Origin of the sequence: Pantoea phyllosphaerae, from assembly GCF_051025595.1 — a bacterium.
Lineage (GTDB): Bacteria > Pseudomonadota > Gammaproteobacteria > Enterobacterales > Enterobacteriaceae > Pantoea.
This window is the reverse complement of sequence record NZ_JBPFDE010000016.1, coordinates 1-21,049: the sequence shown is the minus strand read 5'-3', so window position 1 is coordinate 21,049 and position 21,049 is coordinate 1. Positions and strand designations below refer to the sequence as shown.

Below are 21,049 nucleotides of genomic sequence, written 5' to 3'. Positions count from 1 at the left end.
ACACAGCTTGTAGCAATGGCGTTCTGAATGGCTTGGTTATGTGACTCAGATCTCATTGCTTTCTATGTAAAATGTAACTTTCATTTTTGATAGTGACTGTTATCACACAAATTTGCGCTGCGCTGACGTAGAGTGGCGCGCTTCACTTCCCTGTTCAGGAGTTTGCTATGTCTGACGTTTTCCACCTTGGCCTGACCAAAGCCGATCTGCAGGGCGCGACCCTGGCAATCGTTCCCGGCGATCCGGAGCGCGTAAAGAAAATTGCCGGACTGATGGCGGATGCCCAGCCGCTGGCGTCGCACCGGGAGTTCACTTCCTGGCTGGCGAAGCTGGACGGTAAGCCAGTGGTAGTCTGCTCCACCGGTATCGGCGGCCCGTCAACCTCTATCGCAGTAGAGGAGCTGGCGCAGCTTGGCGTGCGCACCTTCCTGCGCGTCGGCACCACCGGTGCTATTCAGCCGCACATTAACGTCGGCGACGTGCTGGTGACTACCGGCGCGGTGCGCCTCGACGGTGCCAGCCAGCACTTCGCGCCGCTGGAATTTCCCGCCGTAGCGGATTTTGCCTGCACCACCGCGCTGGTCGCGGCGGCAGAAGCGAGCGGCGCGACCACCCATATCGGCGTAACCGCATCGTCTGACACCTTCTATCCAGGCCAGGAGCGTTACGACACCTTCTCCGGCCGCGTGGTCAGCCGCTTCCAGAACTCAATGAAGGAGTGGCAGCAGATGGGCGTGCTTAACTATGAGATGGAATCTGCGACGCTGCTGACGATGTGCGCCAGCCAGGGGCTGCGCGCGGGCATGGTGGCGGGCGTCATCGTCAACCGTACCCAGAAAGAGATCCCGGATGCGGCCGCCATGAAGCAAACCGAGAGCGATGCGGTAAAAATTGTGGTCGAAGCGGCGCGCCGTTTGTTATAACGCTTTCAGGCAGCGCTTCTGCGCGCTGCCGTTGCTCTTTACAGCAAAAGCGAGGATTGCCCGATGCGCCACACGCCGCCACGACACAAATCCGCCTTAACTGCTTCTCCCGCCGCCATGCAGGCGCGCCTTGAAAATGCCGCCGCCCGCTTTCGCCAGCATATGGCGCAGCAGGATTACGCCGCCGCCGCCAGCTGCTGCGAAGAGGTACTGCGCATCATGCCAAATCAGATGCAGGTACTGAGCGACTATGCGCTCTGCTTGATGCGGCTTGGCCACTACAGCAAATCTTACCGCGTCTATCAGAAAATCTATCAGGCGCCGCCTGCGGTGCGCGCCACCGCTTCGGAAACCTGGCTGGACGGGCTGGCGGAGCTGTGCGGCTGGATGGGCAAGCGAGAGGCGCTGGCGAAATATGGCCTGGAAGCGCTGAACGGCGCAGACGCGCGTTTTCGCCAGGGGCAGCGTTATCCCTTCCCGGCGGCGCGGCCGGAACCGATCGATCTGACGAAACCCGAACAGAACGCGATCGCCTTCAGCCTCTATGGCGGTCAGCCGCGCTACTGCGAAACGCTGATTAAAAACGTTGAGGTCGCGCAGCAACTCTATCCCGGCTGGCGCTGCCGCATTTATCTCGATCAGAGCGTGCCGCAGCATGTGTGGCAGCGTCTCAATCAGCCGCACGTGGACCTGGTCGATATGTCGCAGGAAAAGGCGATCTACCCGACGCTGTGGCGTTTTCTGGTGATGGACGATCCCGGCGTCAAACGCTTTATTATCCGTGACGCCGACTCGCTGCTGTCGGAGCGCGAAGCGGCGGCGGTCGACGCCTGGCTCGCCTCGCCGTACTGGTTCCACCATATGCGCGACTACTTTTCCCATACCGAGCTGCTGCTGGCGGGCATGTGGGGCGGCTGTAACGGCGTCTTCAGCAAGATGGCACAGGCGATGCGCGACTTTATCGCCCGCTACAGCGGCAGCGCGCGCTTTACCGATCAATATTTCCTGAAGGCGGCGCTGTGGCCGACGGTGCGCGAAAGCCTGCTGAGCCACGATGAGATTTTCCGTTTTCATCAGGCTCAGCCCTGGCCGCCGCACGCGCCGGTGCGCTGGCGCATGGAGAAATTCCACGTTGGCAGCAACGCCGGCTTTGCCAGCATGGCGGGCAAGGCGACGGTGAAAGAGGGAGAGACGCAGTCCGTGGCGTTCACCTGGGGCGGCAACGTCTTTGTCTATCCGGCGCGGGTAAAAGGGGATGAATGGCTGATGCCGATGCCCTTTTTCCTTACCGACGCATGGAAAGCGGGCGAGCTGCAGGTCAAAGCGCTATAGCGCCTGCCGTGGGGGTGAAAACCGCCCGAAAATAGTCTGGACATTCATACAGGCCGACTTTACCTTTTCCCGAGCAATGCGCGTCGCGAGGGAACCATGGATCAGCAGATTATTATTAGCGCCTGTCTGGCGCTCGCCGGACTGGGTATCGGCTGGATGCTGGCGCAGCTGCGCGCTGGCCATCAGGCCGCCAGCTTTGCCACCGAGCGGCGTTTGCAGCAGGAGGCGCAGCAGCGTCAGCAGCAGCAGCTTGAACAGCTCCAGCAACAGCTGCAGCAGCGTGAACAGGAGCTGCGCCAGCTGCACGGCGCGCTGAGCGGCGCGCAGGAGCGGCTGCAACAGCTCGACTACTGGCGCGGCGAATGCGAACAGCTTAACCGCGAGCTGCGTAACCAGCTAGAGGTCAACAGCGCGCAGGAGGCCGAGCTGCGCGAGGTAACCATCCGCCTTGAAGAGACGCGCTTCGCCGCCGAAGAGAAGCAGCGCCTGCTCACCAGCAGCGAGCAGCGCCTCAGCGCGCAGTTCGAAAATCTTGCCAACCGCATCTTCGAAAACAGCGGCCGCCGCGTCGACGAGCAGAACCGCCAGAGCCTGAACAGCCTGATCGGCCCGCTGCGCGAACAGCTGGACGGGTTTCGCCGCCAGGTGCATGACAGCTTCGGCCAGGAGGCGCGTGAGCGTCACACGCTGGCGCACGAAATCCGCCAGCTGCAGCAGCTGAATGCGCAGATGGCGCAGGAGGCGATCAACCTCACCAGGGCGCTGAAAGGCGACAACAAGATTCAGGGCAACTGGGGCGAAGTGGTGCTGAGCCGCGTGCTGGAAGCGTCAGGCCTGCGCGAAGGCCATGAGTATCAGACGCAGGTCAGTTTGCAGTCGGAACAGCAGGGCAGAATGCAACCGGATGTGATCGTGCGGCTGCCGCAGGGCAAAGATGTGGTGGTTGACGCCAAGATGACGCTGGTGGCCTATGAGCGCTACTTCAACGCGGAAGATGAAGTGACGCGCGAGCAGGCGCTTCAGGAGCATGTCGCCGCTGTGCGCAGTCATATTCGGCTGCTGGGCCGTAAAGATTATCAACAACTGGCCGGTTTACGCTCGCTCGATTATGTGTTGATGTTCATTCCGGTCGAGCCAGCCTTTCTACTGGCGATCGATCGTCAGCCAGAGCTGATCAGCGAGGCGCTGCAGCAGAACATTATGCTGGTGAGCCCGACAACGCTGCTGGTGGCGCTGCGCACCATTAACAACCTGTGGCGCTATGAGCATCAGAGCCGCAACGCGCAGCGCATCGCCGATCGCGCGGCGCGGCTTTACGACAAGATGCGGCTGTTCGTCGATGATATGAGCGGCATCGGCCATAATCTGGATAAGGCGCACAACAGCTACCGCGAGGCGATGAAAAAGCTGGCGGAAGGGCGCGGCAACCTGATCGCGCAGAGCGAGGCGTTTAAATCCCTGGGCGTTGAAGTTAAACGCTCAATCAATCCGCAGTTAGTCGAGCAGGCGATGCCGGAAAAGGCATGGGATGACCATGAGGCGCCAGACGACGTTGCTGAAAGCCTGGAGACGCGTGTGAGGCGGCTCCACGAATAAGCGGGTCGTTGCGTGCCTGACTACCCTGACTCTGATACACTTCGGGAAGTATTGTTTGTGGAACAGGTAAAACCGATGGCAGATGAATCACAGCAGGAAACTACCCATTTTGGCTTTCAGACGGTCGCCAAAAGCGAAAAAGCTGACAAAGTCGCGGACGTGTTTCACTCCGTAGCGGCGAAATATGACCTGATGAACGATCTGATGTCCTTTGGCATCCATCGCATCTGGAAGCGTTTTACCATCGACAGCAGCGGCGTGCGTCGCGGTCAGCGCGTGCTCGATCTGGCAGGCGGCACCGGCGATTTGACGGCGAAGTTTTCCCGTCTGGTCGGCGACACCGGCCAGGTGGTGCTGGCGGACATCAACAGCTCCATGCTGAAAATGGGCCGCGACAAGCTGCGCAATCTCGGCGTAGTCGGCAACGTCAGCTATGTGCAGGCCAATGCCGAAGCGCTGCCCTTCCCGGATAACTATTTCGACTGCATCACCATCTCTTTCGGCCTGCGCAACGTGACCGACAAAGAGAAGGCGCTGGCGTCAATGTTCCGCGTGCTTAAGCCAGGCGGACGCCTGCTGGTGCTGGAGTTCTCTAAACCAGTGCTCGATCCTCTCAGCAAAGCCTACGACGCCTATTCGTTCCATATTCTGCCGCGCGTCGGTCAGCTGGTGGCGCAGGACGCCGAAAGCTACCGCTATCTGGCAGAGTCGATCCGCATGCATCCCGATCAGGAGACCCTGAAGGCGATGATGAACGACGCCGGATTCGAGAACACCACTTATTCCAACATGACCGGCGGCATCGTCGCGCTGCATCGTGGATTTAAGTTTTAACCGGATATGGTGATGCGCTTGACGCCCTTGATTACCGCCGGTCTTGAGACCGCGCTAAACCGCATGCTCTATCGCGATCGCGGCCTGAAAGCCGCACGTCAGCGCCTGGCAGGACAGGTGCTGACGCTACGTCTCGAGGAGCTCTCCCATCCGCTGGTGCTGGTCTTCAGCGAACAGCAGCTTGACGTGCTGAGCGACTGGCAGGACAGCAGCGACTGCATTGTGATTACGCAGCTGAAAACCCTGCCGAAGCTGCGCGATCGACAGCAGCTGACCAGCCTGATCCGCAGCGGCGAGCTGCAGGTCGAAGGCGATCTGCAGGTGGTGCAGCGCTTTTCCGCCCTCATCGATCTGGCGGAGCTGGACCCGGCCGAATATCTCGCGCCCTGGATTGGCGATATCGCCGCGCAGGGCGTCAGCCAGGCGGCGCAGCGCGCCCTGCGGCTGTTACGCGGCGAGGTCGCGCGCCGTCAGGATTATCTGGGACAGGCGTTAACCGAAGAGTGGCGCGTCGCGCCGGGCGCGCTGGAACTGGCGTGGTTTTCTGAGGAGGTAGACGCGATGGAACGTTCGCTTGATGCGCTCACGGCGCGTTTAGCGCAGCTGGAGGCGAAATGACGTTTGGAGAGATTCGCCGTTTATATTTCATTATCAGGATCTTTTTGACCTACGGTCTTGATGAACTGATCCCCCGCATGCGCCTTACCATTCCGCTGCGCCTGTGGCGCCGCACGATTTTCTGGCTGCCTAACCGTCATAAAGATGAAGAGATCGGCGTGCGTATGCGCCTGGCGATGGAGCAGCTCGGTCCGGTCTGGATTAAGTTCGGCCAGATGCTCTCCACGCGTCGCGACCTTTTTCCGCCCGTGATCGCCGATCAGCTCGCTATCCTGCAGGATCGCGTGGCACCCTTCGACGGGGTTAAGGCCAAAGAGCAGATTGAAAAATCGATCGGCGGCCCGGTAGAAACCTGGTTCGATGATTTCGATATCAAACCGCTGGCCTCGGCATCCATTGCGCAGGTGCACACCGCCACGCTGAAATCCACCGGCAAGAAGGTCGTGATCAAGGTGATTCGCCCGGACATCCTGCCGGTGATCCGCGCGGACATGAAGCTGATCTATCGTCTGGCGCGCCTGGTGGCGCGGCTGCTGCCGGACGGACGTCGTTTGCGTCCCATGGAAGTGGTGCGCGACTACGAGAAGACCCTGATCGACGAGTTGAATCTGCTGCGCGAAGCGGCCAACGCCATTCAGCTGCGCCGTAACTTCGAAGATAGCCCCATGCTCTACGTGCCGGAAGTCTATTCGGACTACTGCAGCGAAACCATGCTGGTGATGGAGCGCATTTACGGCATTCCCATCTCTGACGTGGCCACGCTGGAGCAGCACGGCGTCAACATGAAGCTGCTGGCCGAGCGCGGCGTGCAGGTCTTCTTTACGCAGGTGTTCCGTGACAGCTTCTTCCATGCCGATATGCATCCCGGCAATATCTTCGTCAGCTACGACCATCCGGAAGATCCGCAATATATCGGTATCGACTGCGGCATCGTCGGCTCGCTGAACAAAGAGGATAAGCGCTATCTGGCGGAAAACTTTATCGCCTTCTTCAACCGGGACTACCGCAAAGTGGCGGAGCTGCACGTCGATTCAGGCTGGGTGCCGCCCGATACCAACGTCGAAGATTTTGAGTTCGCTATCCGCACCGTGTGCGAACCCATTTTCGAAAAGCCGCTGGCGGAGATCTCTTTCGGCCACGTGCTGCTTAACCTCTTCAGTACCGCGCGCCGCTTCAATATGGAAGTGCAGCCGCAGCTGGTGCTGCTGCAAAAAACGCTGCTCTATGTCGAAGGCATCGGCCGCCAGCTCTATCCGCAGCTCGACCTGTGGAAAACCGCCAAGCCATTCCTGGAAGAGTGGATTAAGGACCAGATTGGTCTGCCGGCAATCCTGCGCGCAGTAAAAGAAAAAGCGCCTTTCTGGGCGGAGAAGCTGCCGGAACTGCCAGAACTGTTTTATGAAAGCATGCGGCATCATAAACTTTTGCAGCACAGCGTCGATAAGCTGAGCAAGGATATGCACGCCCAGCGGACGCAACATCATAAAGCGCGCTATCTGTTCGGCGTCGGCGCCACCCTGCTGCTCAGCGGTACGGCCGTATTACTGAGCCGCCCGGACTGGGATTTTTTTCCGGCTTTGTTAATGGCGGCGGGTTTCGTTGCCTGGCTAATCGGCTGGCGCAAGACAAACTAATTGTCAGCCACGCCTGAATCGCGGTAATGTCGCAGCCTTAAGCCCGGCGTCATCAGGGCTTTTGGCTGACATTACTCTTCTTAATTTTCTCGCAACATCAGAGGCACTATCTCATGGGCGGTATCAGTATCTGGCAATTATTAATTATTGCCGTCATCGTTGTACTCCTGTTTGGCACCAATAAGTTAAAAAATCTGGGTTCCGATATCGGTTCCTCTATCAAGGGCTTTAAAAAAGCCATGAGCGATGAGGATGAGAAAAAGGATCATCCAAACCAGCAGGACGCTGATTTCAATGCCAAAACGCTGGCAGACAAACAGCAAACTTCGGCTAACAAAGAAGACGTCAAAAACGACAAGCAGGTGTAAACCGTGTTCGACATTGGTTTTAGTGAACTGGTACTGGTGTTCGTGATCGGGCTAATTGTTCTCGGCCCGCAGCGACTGCCGGTTGCGGTAAAAACCGTAGTAGGCTGGATTCGTGCGATGCGCTCGCTGGCCGCCAACGTGCAGCACGAGCTGGCGCAGGAGCTGAAACTGCAGGAGCTGCAGGACAGCCTGAAAAAGGTGGAAGAGGCGAGCCGCGGCACCCTGTCGCCGGAGCTGAAAGAGTCGATGGAAGAGCTGCGCAAAACGGCTGATTCCATGAAGCGTTCGGTGCAGCAGAGCATCGATACCGAAAAAGCCGAGGATGAAGCCAATACCATCCATGCCCCTCAGCAGCGCGCGGCAGAATCCGTAACGCCAGCGACGGCCCATACTCAGGCCAGCGCGCCGGCACAGACGCCGGAAGCGGCAACGGAGGCCGCTGAAGCCGCTAAAACCGATGTGAACCCGCAGGCGGCGGTTGTTAATTCGACGCCGGCCGCGCCGCGCAGTCCGACAACAACCTCTTCTGCAAGTGATGAACGATAACCATGGCCGTTGAAGATACCCAACCGCTTATCAGCCACTTAATTGAGCTACGTAAGCGTCTGCTGTACTGCATCGTCGCGGTGTTTGCGATTTTCATGGCGCTGATCTATTTCGCCAACGACATCTATCACCTGGTCGCTTCGCCGCTGATCAGCCAGATGCCGGCCGGCGCCAGCATGATCGCGACCGACGTTGCCTCTCCGTTTTTCACGCCGATTAAGCTCACCATCATCGTGTCGGTGTTTCTCGCGGTGCCGGTGATCCTCTATCAGGTATGGGCTTTTGTTGCGCCAGCGCTCTACCGGCATGAACGCAGGCTGGTGATGCCGCTGCTCTTCTCCAGCACCCTGCTGTTTTACGTCGGCGTCGCCTTCGCTTACTTCATCGTCTTTCCGCTGGCGTTCGGCTTCTTCGCCAAAACCGCGCCGCAGGGCGTGACCATCGCGACCGACATCACCAACTACCTCGATTTCGTCATGACGCTGTTTATGGCATTCGGCGTGGCGTTCGAGGTGCCGGTGGCGATTGTGCTGCTCTGCTGGACCGGTATCACTACGCCGGAAGATTTGAAAAAGAAACGCCCCTATATTCTGGTCGGCGCGTTCGTTGTTGGGATGCTGCTCACACCGCCGGACGTTTTCTCGCAAACTTTGCTCGCTATTCCGATGTACTGCCTGTTTGAAGTCGGCGTATTCTTTTCCCGTTACTACGTCGGGAAGGGACGGCGGGCGCAGGAAGAGGAACAGGAACAGCATACCGATTCCTGACCCGTTATCAGTATCTTTCCCGCGCCTGGCGGGTAGACCCTGTTACCGAACCGCCCATCTGGGCGGTTTTTGTTTAATAAGCTATGGGAAAGATTATGTTTGATATCGGTGTAAACCTGACCAGCACGCAATTCGCCGCCGACCGCGACAAGGTGGTAAAGCGTGCGCGCGAAGCGGGCGTCACCGGCATGTTAATCACCGGGACCAATGCGCTGGAGAGCCAGCAGGCGCAGCGGCTGGCCGAGCGTCAGCCCGACTTCTGCTGGTCGACGGCGGGTGTGCATCCGCATCACGCCAGCGAATGGTCGAATGAGACGGCCAATACGCTGCGGCGCCTGGCAGAGCGGCCGCAGGTGGTGGCGATTGGCGAATGCGGCCTCGATTTCAACCGCAACCTTGCTGCGCACGAGCAGCAGGAGTATGCCTTCGACGCGCAGCTGGCGCTGGCCGCCGAGCTGAATATGCCGGTTTTCCTGCACTGTCGCGAGGCGCATGATCGCTTTGCGGCGGTGCTGGCACCCTGGCTGCCGAAGCTGCCGGGCGCGGTGGTACACTGCTTTACCGGCACGCGCGACGAGCTGGAGGCCTGTCTGGCGATGGGTCTGTCGGTAGGCATTACTGGCTGGGTCTGTGATGAGCGTCGCGGTATGGCGCTGCGGGAGATGCTGCCGCTGATCCCGGCAGAGCGACTGCTGCTGGAGACGGACGCGCCCTGGCTGCTGCCGCGCGATATGCATCCGCGGCCGACGTCGCGTCGTAATGAACCCTGTTTTTTGCCGCATATCGTGCAGCAGGTGGCGAAGTGGCGCGGAGAAGAGCAGGAGGCGCTGGCGCAGCAGGTAGATCGTAACGCGCGCGCGCTGTTCCGTCTGCCCTAAAGCTTGCGGAACTGCTTGTTGTCGACGCTGCGCATTACCTGTTTATTTAGCAGGTTAAGCAGCAGCATAGAGCGCGTTTCGCCATCGGGCTCGGCGAAAATGGCGCGCAGGCCTTCAAAGGTCCCCTCGGTGATGATGACCTCATCGCCGACCTGCGGCGTCTCCGGATCGATCAGCGTTTGCGGCACATCGGTTTGCAGCGCTTCAATAACAGCGGAAGGCACCGTTGCAGGTAGCGTGCCGAAGCGCACGAAGTGGCTGACACCGCGCGTGCTGCTGATGGTCGTGGTATGAATCGCTTCCGGATCGAACTCGATAAAGAGGTAGTTAGGAAACAGGGGCTCACTCACGGTGGTCCGTTTGCCGCGCACCACTTTTTCCAGAGCGATCATCGGGCTGAGGCAATGCACCTCCTGCCGCTCAAGATGCTCTTTCGCGCGCAACAGCTGTCCACGTTTGCAATAGAGTAAGTACCAGGATTCCATAAATGCTCCCATTGGATGGACGCTAAGAATAGCAAACCTGCTGCCAGAGTTATAGCGCATCGCAGCCTGGAAAGATGCCGAAGCGGGTAAAGTGGCCGGGGTTTCTGCAAACAGCCCGACACAGGCGGGAAAATTGACGAGCGGCGGTGCGCTGGTTCAGACTCGTGGCTCATAACGTTTGCGACAAGGATCTGCTGATGGAACTGTTTTTATTAAGCAACGGCAGGCTGGCCGACGATGCGCCGCTGCTTGGCTACGCGCAGCCGCAGCTGCATGCGATGATCGCTCAGCGCGGCATCCGTTCGGCGGTGCTGGTGCCTTACGCCATTATTCGCGGCGACCATCAACAGCGCGCGGCCGAGCTGAGCGCGTCGCTGGGCGTTACCGTGCGCTGCGTGCAGGATTTCGCGACGCCAGTGGCCGCCATTGAGCAGGCAGAGCTGATTCTGGTCAGCGGCGGCAATACCTGGCTGCTGAATCAGATGCTACACGAGAACGGTCTGATTGTGGCGATCCAGCGCGCCGTGCGTGAACGGGCGGTGCCTTACGTCGGATGGAGCGCGGGCTGCAACGTAGCGACGCCCTCGATTCGCACCACCAACGATATGCCGGTGCGCAGCAGTGTGGTGTTGCCTGCGCTGGGCCTGTTTCCGGTTCAGATTAACCCGCACTACCTTGACGCGCACGCCAGCGGACATATGGGCGAAACGCGCGACGAACGTCTGGCGGAGTTTTGCGCCGTCAATCCCGAGGAGTCGGTGATTGCGCTGCGCGAAGGCAGTTTTCTGCATGTGCATGAAAACCAGCTCGCTTATTTCAGCGTGCGCGGCGAGGATTTTAAAATTTTTCGCCATCATCAGCCGATTCAGAGCTGCCGCGACGCCACGGCGCTGCAGGCGCTGGTTCCCTTCCGCTGCGACTGAGGTTGCTGCATAAAATCCAACACGCCTTAAGAATCGGCCCTATAATGGCCGATTCACTTTGGCTGGAAGCGAAGGCCGCATGAAATATCACGATTTACGAGACTTCCTTACGCTGCTGGAACAGCGCGGCGAGTTAAAGCGCATTAGCCACGCTATCGATCCTGAGCTGGAAATGACGGAAATTGCCGACCGCACGCTGCGCGCGGGCGGACCGGCGCTGCTGTTTGAAAATCCCAAAGGCTATGACATGCCGGTGCTGTGCAACCTGTTCGGCACGCCGAAACGCGTGGCGATGGGCATGGGCCAGGAAGAGGTCAGCGCGCTGCGCGAAGTCGGCAAGCTGCTGGCGTTTCTCAAAGAGCCGGAGCCGCCGAAAGGCTTTCGCGATCTGTTCGACAAGATGCCGCAGTTCAAACAGGTGCTGAACATGCCAACCAAACGGCTACGCAACGCCCCCTGCCAGGAGGTGGTGTTCAGCGGCGATGAGGTCGACCTGTCGCGCATTCCGGTGATGAAATGCTGGCCGGACGACGCCGCGCCGCTGATCACCTGGGGGCTGACCGTCACGCGCGGGCCGCATAAAGAGCGGCAAAATCTGGGCATCTATCGGCAGCAGGTGATTGGTAAAAACCGACTGATCATGCGCTGGCTCTCCCATCGCGGCGGCGCGCTCGATTATCAGGAGTGGTGCCAGACTCATCCTGGCGAACGTTTTCCCGTTTCCGTCGCTCTCGGCGCCGATCCCGCCACCATTCTTGGCGCGGTCACGCCGGTGCCAGATACGCTGTCGGAGTACGCCTTCGCCGGTCTGCTGCGCGGTAATAAAACGGAAGTGGTGAAGTGCCTCTCCAACGATCTGGAAGTGCCCGCCAGCGCGGAGATCGTGCTGGAAGGTTACATTGAGCCGGGCGATATGGCGCCTGAAGGGCCTTATGGCGACCATACGGGCTACTACAATGAAGTGGATAGCTTTCCGGTTTTCACCGTCACGCACGTTACGCAACGGCAGAACGCCATCTATCACTCCACCTATACTGGCCGTCCGCCCGATGAGCCAGCGGTGCTGGGTGTCGCGCTGAACGAAGTGCTGGTGCCGATCCTGATTAAGCAGTTCCCGGAGATTGTGGATTTCTATCTGCCGCCGGAGGGCTGCTCTTATCGCCTGGCGGTCGTGACGATGAAAAAACAGTACGCAGGCCACGCAAAGCGCGTGATGTTCGGCGTCTGGTCATTCCTGCGGCAGTTCATGTACACCAAATTTGTTATTGTGTGTGACGATGATGTTAACGCACGCGACTGGAACGATGTGATCTGGGCCATTACCACCCGTATGGATCCGGCACGCGACACGGTGCTGGTGGAAAACACGCCTATCGACTATCTGGACTTCGCCTCGCCGGTTTCCGGCCTGGGCTCCAAGATGGGCCTGGACGCCACCAATAAATGGCCGGGCGAGACCCAGCGCGAGTGGGGACGACCGATCGTGAAAGATCCCGCCGTCACGGCGCGCATCGACGCGATCTGGGATGACTTAGGCATCTTTACTCAGCCGCCGCAGCGCTGACGGCGCGCACAACCCTAATGACGACCCGACAGAGGGAACGCATGACGATTTTAAGCTGTAAAGTAACTTCAGTTGAAGCGATTACCGAGACCGTGTATCGCGTCCGCCTGATACCCGAAGCGGATTTTACCTTCCGCGCCGGGCAGTATTTGATGGTGGTGATGGACGAGCGCGACAAGCGTCCGTTCTCGCTCGCCTCGACGCCGATGGAAAAAGAGATTATTGAGCTGCATATCGGCGCCTCCGATCTCAATCTCTACGCCATGGCGGTGATGGATCGCATCCGCGACGACCGGCAGATCACCGTGGATATTCCGCACGGCGACGCCTGGCTGCGGGAAGAGAGCACGCGTCCGATTATCCTGATCGCTGGCGGTACCGGCTTCTCCTATGCGCGCTCTATCCTGCTGACCGCGCTGGCGCAGCAGCCGGATCGCGAAATCGCTATTTACTGGGGCGGTCGCGAACTACAGCACCTCTACGATCTCGACGAGCTCAATGCGCTGGCGGTGAAGCACCCTAATCTGCGCGTAGTGCCGGTGGTCGAACAGCCCGAAGAGGGCTGGCAGGGACGTTCCGGCACGGTGCTGACGGCGGTAATGCAGGATTTCGCCACCCTGGCGGAGCATGATATCTATATCGCTGGCCGCTTTGAGATGGCGAAGATCGCTCGCGACCGCTTCTGCGCCGAGCGTGGCGCAAAAGAAGCGCAGATGTTCGGTGACGCCTTCGCCTTTATTTAGACGTCAGGCAGAAAAAACCCGCCTCTGACGGGCGGGAACTGACTTCCAACGTGATCCAACGTATTACAGACGCTCAAATACGGTGGCGATGCCCTGGCCTAAGCCGATGCACATGCTGGCCAGGCCGAACTGGGCATCGCGTCGTTCCATAATGTTCAGCAGCGTGGCGCTGATGCGCGCGCCGGAGCAGCCGAGCGGATGACCGAGCGCGATGGCGCCGCCGTTCAGGTTCACCTTATCGTCCAGCCGATCCAGCAAACCCAGATCTTTAATGCAGGGCAAAGTCTGCGCGGCGAACGCCTCGTTCAGCTCGAATATGTCGATATCCTCTACGCTTAGTCCGGCGCGCCTCAGCGCCAGCTTGCTGGCGGGCACCGGACCGTAGCCCATAATCGACGGATCGCAGCCAATGACCGCCATGCTTCTGACGCGCGCACGCGGCGTCATCCCCAGTTCGCGCGCGCGGCTTTCGCTCATCACCAGCAGCGCGGCGGCGCCGTCGGAGAGCGCCGACGAGCTGCCCGCCGTGACCGTGCCGTTCACCGGATCGAACGCCGGCTTCAGCGCCGCCAGCCCTTCGAGGCTGGTCTCCTCGCGGATCACCTCGTCAACATCGTAGCGCTTCAGCACGCCGTCGGCGTCGTGTCCGTAGGTCGGCACGATCTCCCGGCGAAAATCGCCGCGCTGCGTCGCGGCCCAGGCGCGCTGATGAGAGCGCAGCGCAAAGGCGTCCTGCTGTTCGCGGCCGATATGGTGCATATGCGCCAGCATCTCGGCGGTCAGACCCATCATGCCCGCCGCTTTCGCGACCGTGCGGCCCAGTCCGGGATGAAAATCGACGCCGTGGCTCATCGGCACGTGACCCATATGTTCGACGCCGCCGACCAGGCAGGCGTGCGCGTCGCCGACCATAATGGCGCGCGCCGCATCGTGCAGCGCCTGCATCGACGATCCGCACAGGCGATTGACGGTGGTCGCCGGCACGCGATGGGGAATTTCCGCCAGCAGCGCGGCGTTGCGCGCGATATTAAAGCCCTGCTCCAGCGTCTGCTGCACGCAGCCCCACACGATGTCGTCCAGCGTGGCGGGATTAAGCGCCGGATGGCGGCTTAACAGCTCGCGCATCAGATGCGCGGAGAGATCCTCCGCGCGCACCTGACGAAAGGCGCCGCCTTTGGAACGGCCCATCGGCGTGCGGACCGCGTCAATAATCACCACATTTTCCATCTTCTGTCCTCAGGCGCTTTGCAGCGCCGCTTCGTCGATAGGTTGAACCGCCGGGTACCAGCTTTCGCGCTGATGCGCCTTCTGCAGCAGCAGGTCAGGCAGCTGGTAGAGCGCGCCCAGATCGCCGTAGCGTCTGGCCTGATCCACCACGTTGCCGTTGCCGAGCGTGTCGAGATAGCGCAGCGCGCCGCCGCGGAACGGCGGAAAGCCGAGGCCGTAGACCAGCGCCATATCGGCTTCGGCCGGCGAGGCGACGATCTTCTCCTCCAGGCAGCGCACCACTTCGTTCAGCATCGGGATCATCATGCGATTAAGGATCTCTTCGTCGCTGAAGACGCGCGTAGCGGCGCAAACAGGGTTAAGCAGCGCGTCCACCTCGGGATCGACCGCTTTTTTCGCTTTGCCTTTGCGATCCGTCTCCCAGCGGTAAAAGCCTTTGCCGTTCTTCTGGCCATAGCGTCCCGCATCGAACAGAACGTCGATAGCGTCGCGGTACTCTTTCTGCATGCGCGTCGGAAAACCTTCCGCCATCACGCGCTGCGCGTGATGCGCGGTATCGATGCCGACCACGTCCAGCAGCCACGCCGGGCCCATCGGCCAGCCGAACTGCTTTTCCATCACCTTATCGATCTGACGGAAGTCCGCGCCGTCGCGCAGCAGCAGGCCGAAGGCGGCGAAGTAGGGGAAAAGCACGCGGTTGACGAAGAAACCGGGACAGTCATTGACGACAATCGGCGTCTTGCCCATTTTGCTCGCCCAGGCCACCACTTTGCCGATGGTGGCGTCGCTGCTCTTCTCGCCGCGCACCACCTCTACCAGCGGCATGCGTGGTACCGGATTAAAGAAGTGCATGCCGCAGAAATTTTCCGGACGCTGCAGCGCCTGGGCCAGCTGGCTGATGGGAATCGTCGAGGTATTGGAGGCGAGTACCGCATCCGCGCGCAGATGCTGTTCGGTTTCCGCCAGTACTTTCGCTTTGACCTGCGGATTCTCGACCACCGCTTCGACCACGATATCGGCGCGCTCGAAACCGGCATAGTCGAGCGTAGGCTGGATCATGGCGATGGTGCTGGCCAGCTTGCCGCCGTCGATCTTGCCGCGCTCCAGCTGTCTATTCAGCAGCTTGCTCGCCTCGTTCATGCCCAGCGTCAGCGCCTGCGGCTGAATATCCTTCATCTTCACCGGCACGCCTTTCCATGCCGACTGATAGCTGATGCCGCCGCCCATAATACCCGCCCCCAGCACCGCCGCCTGTTCCGGCGCGCTGCTGGCGCTGGCGTACTTTTTCGCCAGCCCTTTGACATACTGATCGTTAAGGAAAATGCCGACCAGCGCCCGCGCTTCATCGCTCTGCGCCAGCGGCACGAAGGCGGCGGTTTCCAGCTTCAGCGCATCGTCGCGCCCCAGCGCGGCGGCAGCCTCAATGGTTTTGACCGCGGTGAGCGGCGCAGGATAGTGTTTGCCTGCGGTCTGCAGCACGACGTTTTTAGCCACGGTAAAGCTCATGGCCGCTTCAATTGGGCTGAGGCGCAGCGGCGCCAGCTTCGGCGCGCGGCGCGCCTGCCAGTCGCCCTGGGTGATAGCCTCTTTCAACATAGCGAGCGCGGCAGCATGCAGCTTATCGCTGCTGACTACCGCATCAACCAGGCCAAGTTTCAACGCGCTGGCGCCGTCGACATCTTTTCCGGCGGCGATAATCTCCAGCGCGGCATCGGCACCCAGCAGACGCGGCAGGCGCACGCTGCCGCCGAAGCCCGGCATAATGCCCAGCCGCGTTTCCGGCAGGCCGATGCGCGCGCCAGGCGTGGCGACGCGCAGATCGGTCGCCAGAATGCATTCGCACCCGCCGCCCAGCGCATAGCCGTCTATCGCGGCGATGGTCGGCACCGGCAGATCTTCCAGCCGGTTAAAGATGCTGTTGGCGAAAGCAAGCCACTGGCTGAGCTTTTCCGCCGGCGCGTCGAACAGCGAGAGAAATTCAGTAATATCGGCGCCGACGATAAAGGCGGGCTTAGCCGAGCTCAGCAGTACGCCGCGCAGTGAGGTCTGCTGCTCCAGTACGCCAATCGCTTCGCCGAGGCTGGCAACGGTGCGGGTGTCGAGTTTATTGACTGAGCCGGGGGCGTCGAACCGCAGCTCAGCGACGCCGTCCTCGAGCCAGCGCAGGGAAAGGGTATCGCCTTGGTAGAGCATGTGCGTCTCCTGATCGCGAAAGGGGATCTGGTCATACCAGATGATCAGGAGTGTGGGATTCGTGTTAATTTTTTGCAAACCAAAGTTTGCTTATTTGCTAACAGGATCACAGCGTCGGGAACGCGGCGTTCAGGCGGCGGCTGTGCTACACTGCGGCGATTTTCGCGACACGGGAGAGCGAGCAATGGATTCACTGAAAACGCTGTATCAGACGCATATCACCACGCTGCAACAGCGGGCGCAGCAGGTGCTGGCGCGCAATAAACTGGATGCGATGTTGATTCATTCCGGCGAACTGCTGACGGTTTTTCTCGACGATCATGACTATCCCTTTAAGGTGAATCCTCAGTTCAAAGCCTGGGTGCCGGTGACGCAGGTGCCGAACTGCTGGCTCCTGATCGACGGCGTCAATAAGCCGAAACTCTGGTTCTACTCGCCGGTTGATTACTGGCATAACGTCGAGCCGCTGCCGAACAGTTTCTGGACCGACGCTATTGACGTAGTCGGGCTGAAAAGCGCCGACGAGATTGGGCAACTGCTGCCCGCGCAGCGCGACAATATCGCCTATATCGGGCCGGTGGTGCAGCGCGCCGCACAGCTTGGCATCAGCGCTGATAACACCAATCCGAAAGCGGTGATCGATTTTCTTCACTACCACCGCAGCATCAAAACAGATTACGAGCTGGCCTGCATGCGCGAGGCGCAAAAGCTCGCTGTCGCTGGACACCGCGCCGCGAAAGAGGCCTTTTTCTCTGGCCTCAGCGAGTTCGATATCAATCAGGCCTACCTGACGGCGACTGGCCATCGCGATATCGACGTGCCCTACGGCAATATCGTCGCCCTTAACGAACATGCCGCCGTGCTGCATTACACCCGGCTTGATCACCTGCCGCCAGCGAAGCGTCACAGCTTTCTTCTTGACGCAGGTGCGGAATACCTTGGCTACGCTGCCGATTTAACGCGCAGCTACGCAGCGCAGAAGGATTCGCTTTACGCCAGCCTGGTCGCGGCGATGAACAGCGAAGAGCTGGCGCTGATCGGCACGCTGAAAGCGGGCGTACGCTACACCGACTATCATCTGCAGATGCATCAGCGCATTGCGAAGCTGCTGCTGAAGTTCGACCTGGCACAAGGCATCAGCGAAGAGGCGCTGGTGGCGGAGAACATCACCGGCCCCTTTATGCCGCACGGGCTGGGTCATCCGCTCGGATTGCAGGTTCATGACGTCGCAGGCTTTATGCAGGATGAAGCGGGTACCCATCTCGCGGCGCCGGCGCAGTATCCTTATCTGCGCTGCACGCGCGTGCTGGAGCCGGGCATGGTGCTGACCATCGAGCCAGGCTTCTATATCATCGAGTCGCTGCTGGCGCCGCTTCGTGAAGGTCGATTCAGCCAGTATCTTTACTGGCAGGCGATTGACGCGCTGAAGCCTTACGGCGGCATCCGCATTGAAGACAACGTGGTGGTGCATGCCAACCGCATTGAGAACATGACGCGCGATCTGCACCTTGCCTGATGGACGCTTACGATATTCCCGCTGATGCTGTCAGCATCAGCGAGGAGACGATTAAGAAAAGCCGCTTTATTACGCTGCTGGCCCATACCGACGGCGTAGAAGCGGCGCGCGCCTTTGTTCAGCAGGTGAAAAGCGAACATCCGGACGCGCGCCACCACTGCTGGGCCTGGGTCGCGGGCGCGCCGCACGATTCACAGCAGCTGGGCTTCTCCGATGACGGCGAACCCTCCGGCACGGCGGGAAAACCGATGCTGGCACAGCTGATGGGCGCGAATATCGGCGAGATCGCTGCGGTGGTGGTGCGTTACTACGGCGGCATTATGCTCGGCACCGGCGGTCTGGTAAAAGCCTACGGCGGCGGTGTACAGCAGGGGCTCAGGCAGCTGGCGCGCACGCGCAAAGTACCGATGAAGCGCTATGCGCTAAAGTGCGACTATGCTCAGCTCGGTGATATTGAACGGCTGCTGGGCAGGTTTGACGGCCGCATTGATGAGATTGCCTACCTTGACCGCATCGCGCTGACGCTGGCATTGCCCTATGCGCACATCGAGGCGTTCAGACAAACGCTTTCTGACTTTAGCCGGGGCGCGCTGAGCCTCGACCCGTTAACACCCTGACAACTCTTTTCTAAGGAACGGCTGAATGCATTTTCGCGCCATTACTCGCATTGTCGGTCTGCTGGTGATCCTCTTTTCCGTCACCATGATTGTGCCGGGACTGGTGGCTTTAATTTATCGCGACGGTGCCGGGCGCGCGTTTAGCCAGACTTTTTTGATGGCGCTGGCGATCGGCTCGCTGCTGTGGTGGCCGAACCGCAAACAGCGCACCGAGCTGAAGCCGCGCGAAGGCTTCCTGATCGTCGTGCTGTTCTGGACGGTGCTCGGCAGCGTGGGGGCGATGCCTTTTATCTTCGCCGAGCAGCCGCATCTCTCCGTAACCGACGCGTTCTTCGAATCTTTTTCCGGCCTGACCACTACCGGCGCAACTACGCTGGTGGGGCTCGACAGCATGCCGAAAGCCATTCTCTTTTATCGGCAAATGCTGCAATGGCTGGGGGGAATGGGGATCATTGTGCTGGCGGTGGCGATTCTCCCTATTCTGGGCGTCGGCGGCATGCAGCTCTACCGTGCGGAAATGCCGGGGCCGCTAAAAGATAATAAGATGCGCCCGCGAATTGCGGAAACGGCCAAAACGCTGTGGCTGATCTATGTGTTGCTGACGGTCGCCTGCGCGGTGGCGCTCTGGCTGGCCGGCATGCCGCTGTTTGACGCGATAGGGCACAGTTTCTCCACCATCGCTATCGGCGGTTTTTCCACGCACGACGCCAGCATCGGCTATTTCAACAGCGGCACCATCAATACCATTGTCGCTGTCTTTCTGCTGATCTCCGGCTGTAACTACGGCCTGCACTTCTCGTTGCTCAGTAATCGCAACCTGCGTGTCTACTGGCGCGACCCAGAATTTCGCACCTTTATTGGCGTGCAGCTGACGCTGGTGGTCATCTGTACGCTGGTGCTCTGGTTTCATAACGTATACGCCAGCGGCTGGCAAACGCTTAATCAGGCCTTCTTCCAGGTCGTTTCGATGGCGACTACGGCAGGATTCACTACCGACAGCATTGCGCGCTGGCCGCTGTTCCTGCCTGTGCTGCTGCTCTGTTCTGCTTTTATCGGCGGCATGGCGGGATCGACCGGCGGGGGGCTGAAGGTGATCCGCATTCTGCTGCTGTGCAAGCAGGGCTCGCGCGAGCTGAAGCGTCTGGTGCACCCGAATGCGGTTTATACCATTAAGCTTGGCAATCGCGCGCTGCCGGAACGCATTCTGGAAGCGGTGTGGGGATTCTTCTCGGCCTATGCGCTGGTGTTTCTGGTCAGCATGCTGGCGATTATCGCCACCGGCGTCGATGACTTTTCCGCCTTTGCGGCGGTTGCGGCGACCCTGAACAACCTGGGACCCGGCCTGGGGGTAGTGGCGGATAACTTTACGTCAATGAATGATGTGGCGAAATGGATCCTGATCTCGACCATGCTGTTCGGGCGTCTTGAAGTCTTTACCTTATTAGTCCTCTTTACGCCGACCTTCTGGCGTGAATAAGCAAAACAGGAAGTCACGATGAAAGCGTTAATTCTCTTTTCCAGCCGCGACGGGCAAGCGCGCGAAATTGCCTCTTATATTGCTAATGAAATGAAAGCGCGGCAGGCGTGCGACGTCCTCAATATTTTGCATGCCGATTCGATTGACTGGGCGCAATACGATCGCGTGCTGATTGGTGCCTCAATTCGCTACGGCAATTTCCATCCGGCAGTGGCGAAATTCGTTAAAACACATCTGCGTGAATTGGAGATGCGCGTAAGCGGCTTTTTTTGCGTGAATCTGACCGCGCGCAAACCGGAGAAGCGCTCACCGCAGACCAACGCCTATACGCGTAAGTTCTTACAGCAGTCGCCGTGGCAGCCAGACTGCTGCGCAGTGTTCGCCGGCGCGCTGCGCTATCCGCGCTACCGCTGGTTCGACCGGGTGATGATCCAGCTGATTATGCGCATGACCGGCGGAGAAACGGATAAAACAAAAGAGGTGGAGTATACCGACTGGCATCAGGTAGGGCGTTTTGCACAGGAATTTGCTCAATTGCCCGCCAAATCGGCGTGATTAACAGCGATCTGCTGAAAATTAATGCGAACGAGAATTTTTTTTAAATTAGCACTTGTCAGCCCGGCAGAACTCCCTATAATGCGCCTCCACTGACACGGCGCAACGGCTTACGGAAGGCGGTGTTCAGGAGGCTCAGGAAGCTGAGCCGCCGGATAAACTTCCTGAAAAAAGGAGTTGACTCCGAAGGAGAGTAGCGTAATATACGCCACCTCGCAGCAGCAGGCACAGCCGCTGACTGCACCGCTCTTTA

General features: G+C 59.6%; 20 protein-coding genes. 17 read left to right on the top strand and 3 right to left on the bottom strand.

Annotation, left to right across the window (positions count from 1 at the left end; all coding sequences use genetic code 11):
- Positions 1-167 precede the first annotated feature (167 nt).
- The 10 genes from udp (at position 168) to tatD (ending at position 9,496) form a co-directional block, all read left to right on the top strand.
- A complete protein-coding gene (gene udp, locus ACR6A7_RS18035) occupies positions 168-923 on the top strand; it encodes a uridine phosphorylase (protein ID WP_434126546.1) in 756 nt (251 codons plus the stop codon).
- A gap of 63 nt (positions 924-986) precedes the next feature.
- Positions 987-2,255 (top strand): tetratricopeptide repeat protein, encoded by a 1,269-nt coding sequence (locus ACR6A7_RS18030; RefSeq protein ID WP_434126544.1) that lies wholly within the window; start codon positions 987-989, stop codon positions 2,253-2,255.
- Positions 2,256-2,351: 96 nt separating this feature from the next.
- On the top strand, positions 2,352-3,851 hold the full coding sequence (rmuC, locus tag ACR6A7_RS18025) for a DNA recombination protein RmuC (protein WP_434126542.1): 1,500 nt from the start codon (positions 2,352-2,354) through the stop codon (positions 3,849-3,851).
- Between the two features lie 75 nt (positions 3,852-3,926).
- Positions 3,927-4,685 carry a bifunctional demethylmenaquinone methyltransferase/2-methoxy-6-polyprenyl-1,4-benzoquinol methylase UbiE gene (gene ubiE, locus ACR6A7_RS18020; protein ID WP_103797471.1) on the top strand — a complete coding sequence of 253 codons (759 nt, stop codon included), beginning with the start codon at positions 3,927-3,929 and terminating at the stop codon, positions 4,683-4,685.
- 12 nt (positions 4,686-4,697) lie between these two features.
- Entirely contained in the window at positions 4,698-5,303 is a 606-nt protein-coding gene (gene ubiJ / locus ACR6A7_RS18015; protein WP_434126539.1) for a ubiquinone biosynthesis protein UbiJ, read from the top strand.
- The gene (gene ubiB / locus ACR6A7_RS18010) at positions 5,300-6,937 is read left to right on the top strand and encodes a ubiquinone biosynthesis regulatory protein kinase UbiB (RefSeq protein WP_434126537.1); all 1,638 of its coding nucleotides are present in this window, start codon (positions 5,300-5,302) and stop codon (positions 6,935-6,937) included. Before ubiJ ends, ubiB begins: the two co-directional genes overlap by 4 nt.
- A 113-nt stretch (positions 6,938-7,050) precedes the next feature.
- Positions 7,051-7,305 carry a Sec-independent protein translocase subunit TatA gene (tatA, locus tag ACR6A7_RS18005; RefSeq protein WP_033754649.1) on the top strand — a complete coding sequence of 85 codons (255 nt, stop codon included), beginning with the start codon at positions 7,051-7,053 and terminating at the stop codon, positions 7,303-7,305.
- A gap of 3 nt (positions 7,306-7,308) precedes the next feature.
- Complete coding sequence (gene tatB, locus ACR6A7_RS18000) at positions 7,309-7,851, top strand: Sec-independent protein translocase protein TatB (RefSeq protein ID WP_434126535.1); 543 nt, start codon at positions 7,309-7,311, stop codon at positions 7,849-7,851.
- A 2-nt stretch (positions 7,852-7,853) separates the two neighbouring features.
- Entirely contained in the window at positions 7,854-8,618 is a 765-nt protein-coding gene (tatC, locus tag ACR6A7_RS17995; protein WP_434126533.1) for a Sec-independent protein translocase subunit TatC, read from the top strand.
- 95 nt (positions 8,619-8,713) lie between these two features.
- A complete protein-coding gene (tatD, locus tag ACR6A7_RS17990; protein WP_434126531.1) occupies positions 8,714-9,496 on the top strand; it encodes a 3'-5' ssDNA/RNA exonuclease TatD in 783 nt (260 codons plus the stop codon).
- Here tatD and rfaH read toward each other — a convergent pair.
- Positions 9,493-9,981: a transcription/translation regulatory transformer protein RfaH gene (gene rfaH, locus ACR6A7_RS17985; protein WP_033754660.1), complete on the bottom strand. Its 489-nt coding sequence runs from the start codon at positions 9,979-9,981 to the stop codon at positions 9,493-9,495. The two genes, tatD and rfaH, sit on opposite strands and share 4 nt — an antisense overlap.
- Positions 9,982-10,178: 197 nt before the next feature.
- Here rfaH and pepE point away from each other — a divergent pair, with 197 nt between their 5' ends.
- From pepE to fre, 3 genes are all read left to right on the top strand, one after another.
- A complete protein-coding gene (gene pepE, locus ACR6A7_RS17980; protein WP_434126529.1) occupies positions 10,179-10,904 on the top strand; it encodes a dipeptidase PepE in 726 nt (241 codons plus the stop codon).
- A gap of 79 nt (positions 10,905-10,983) precedes the next feature.
- Entirely contained in the window at positions 10,984-12,468 is a 1,485-nt protein-coding gene (gene ubiD, locus ACR6A7_RS17975) for a 4-hydroxy-3-polyprenylbenzoate decarboxylase (protein ID WP_434126527.1), read from the top strand.
- Positions 12,469-12,509: 41 nt separating this feature from the next.
- Positions 12,510-13,211, top strand: a complete 702-nt coding sequence (gene fre, locus ACR6A7_RS17970) for an NAD(P)H-flavin reductase (RefSeq protein WP_434126525.1) — start codon at positions 12,510-12,512, stop codon at positions 13,209-13,211.
- A gap of 63 nt (positions 13,212-13,274) precedes the next feature.
- Here the strand turns inward: fre and fadA are convergent, their stop codons facing one another.
- On the bottom strand, positions 13,275-14,438 hold the full coding sequence (gene fadA, locus ACR6A7_RS17965; protein ID WP_434126523.1) for an acetyl-CoA C-acyltransferase FadA: 1,164 nt from the start codon (positions 14,436-14,438) through the stop codon (positions 13,275-13,277).
- A gap of 9 nt (positions 14,439-14,447) precedes the next feature.
- Complete coding sequence (gene fadB, locus ACR6A7_RS17960; protein WP_434126521.1) at positions 14,448-16,631, bottom strand: fatty acid oxidation complex subunit alpha FadB; 2,184 nt, start codon at positions 16,629-16,631, stop codon at positions 14,448-14,450.
- A gap of 184 nt (positions 16,632-16,815) precedes the next feature.
- On the opposite strand from fadB, the gene pepQ reads away from it, so the two are divergent.
- From pepQ to hemG, 4 genes are read left to right on the top strand one after another with little or no spacing between them, the layout of a single operon-like run.
- A complete protein-coding gene (gene pepQ / locus ACR6A7_RS17955) occupies positions 16,816-18,147 on the top strand; it encodes a Xaa-Pro dipeptidase (protein WP_434126519.1) in 1,332 nt (443 codons plus the stop codon).
- A complete protein-coding gene (locus tag ACR6A7_RS17950; RefSeq protein ID WP_434126517.1) occupies positions 18,147-18,764 on the top strand; it encodes an IMPACT family protein in 618 nt (205 codons plus the stop codon). Before pepQ ends, ACR6A7_RS17950 begins: the two co-directional genes overlap by 1 nt.
- A 25-nt stretch (positions 18,765-18,789) precedes the next feature.
- Positions 18,790-20,241: a Trk system potassium transporter TrkH gene (trkH, locus tag ACR6A7_RS17945; protein WP_434126515.1), complete on the top strand. Its 1,452-nt coding sequence runs from the start codon at positions 18,790-18,792 to the stop codon at positions 20,239-20,241.
- Positions 20,242-20,259: 18 nt separating this feature from the next.
- A complete protein-coding gene (gene hemG / locus ACR6A7_RS17940) occupies positions 20,260-20,796 on the top strand; it encodes a menaquinone-dependent protoporphyrinogen IX dehydrogenase (RefSeq protein ID WP_434126513.1) in 537 nt (178 codons plus the stop codon).
- Positions 20,797-21,049: the final 253 nt, after the last annotated feature.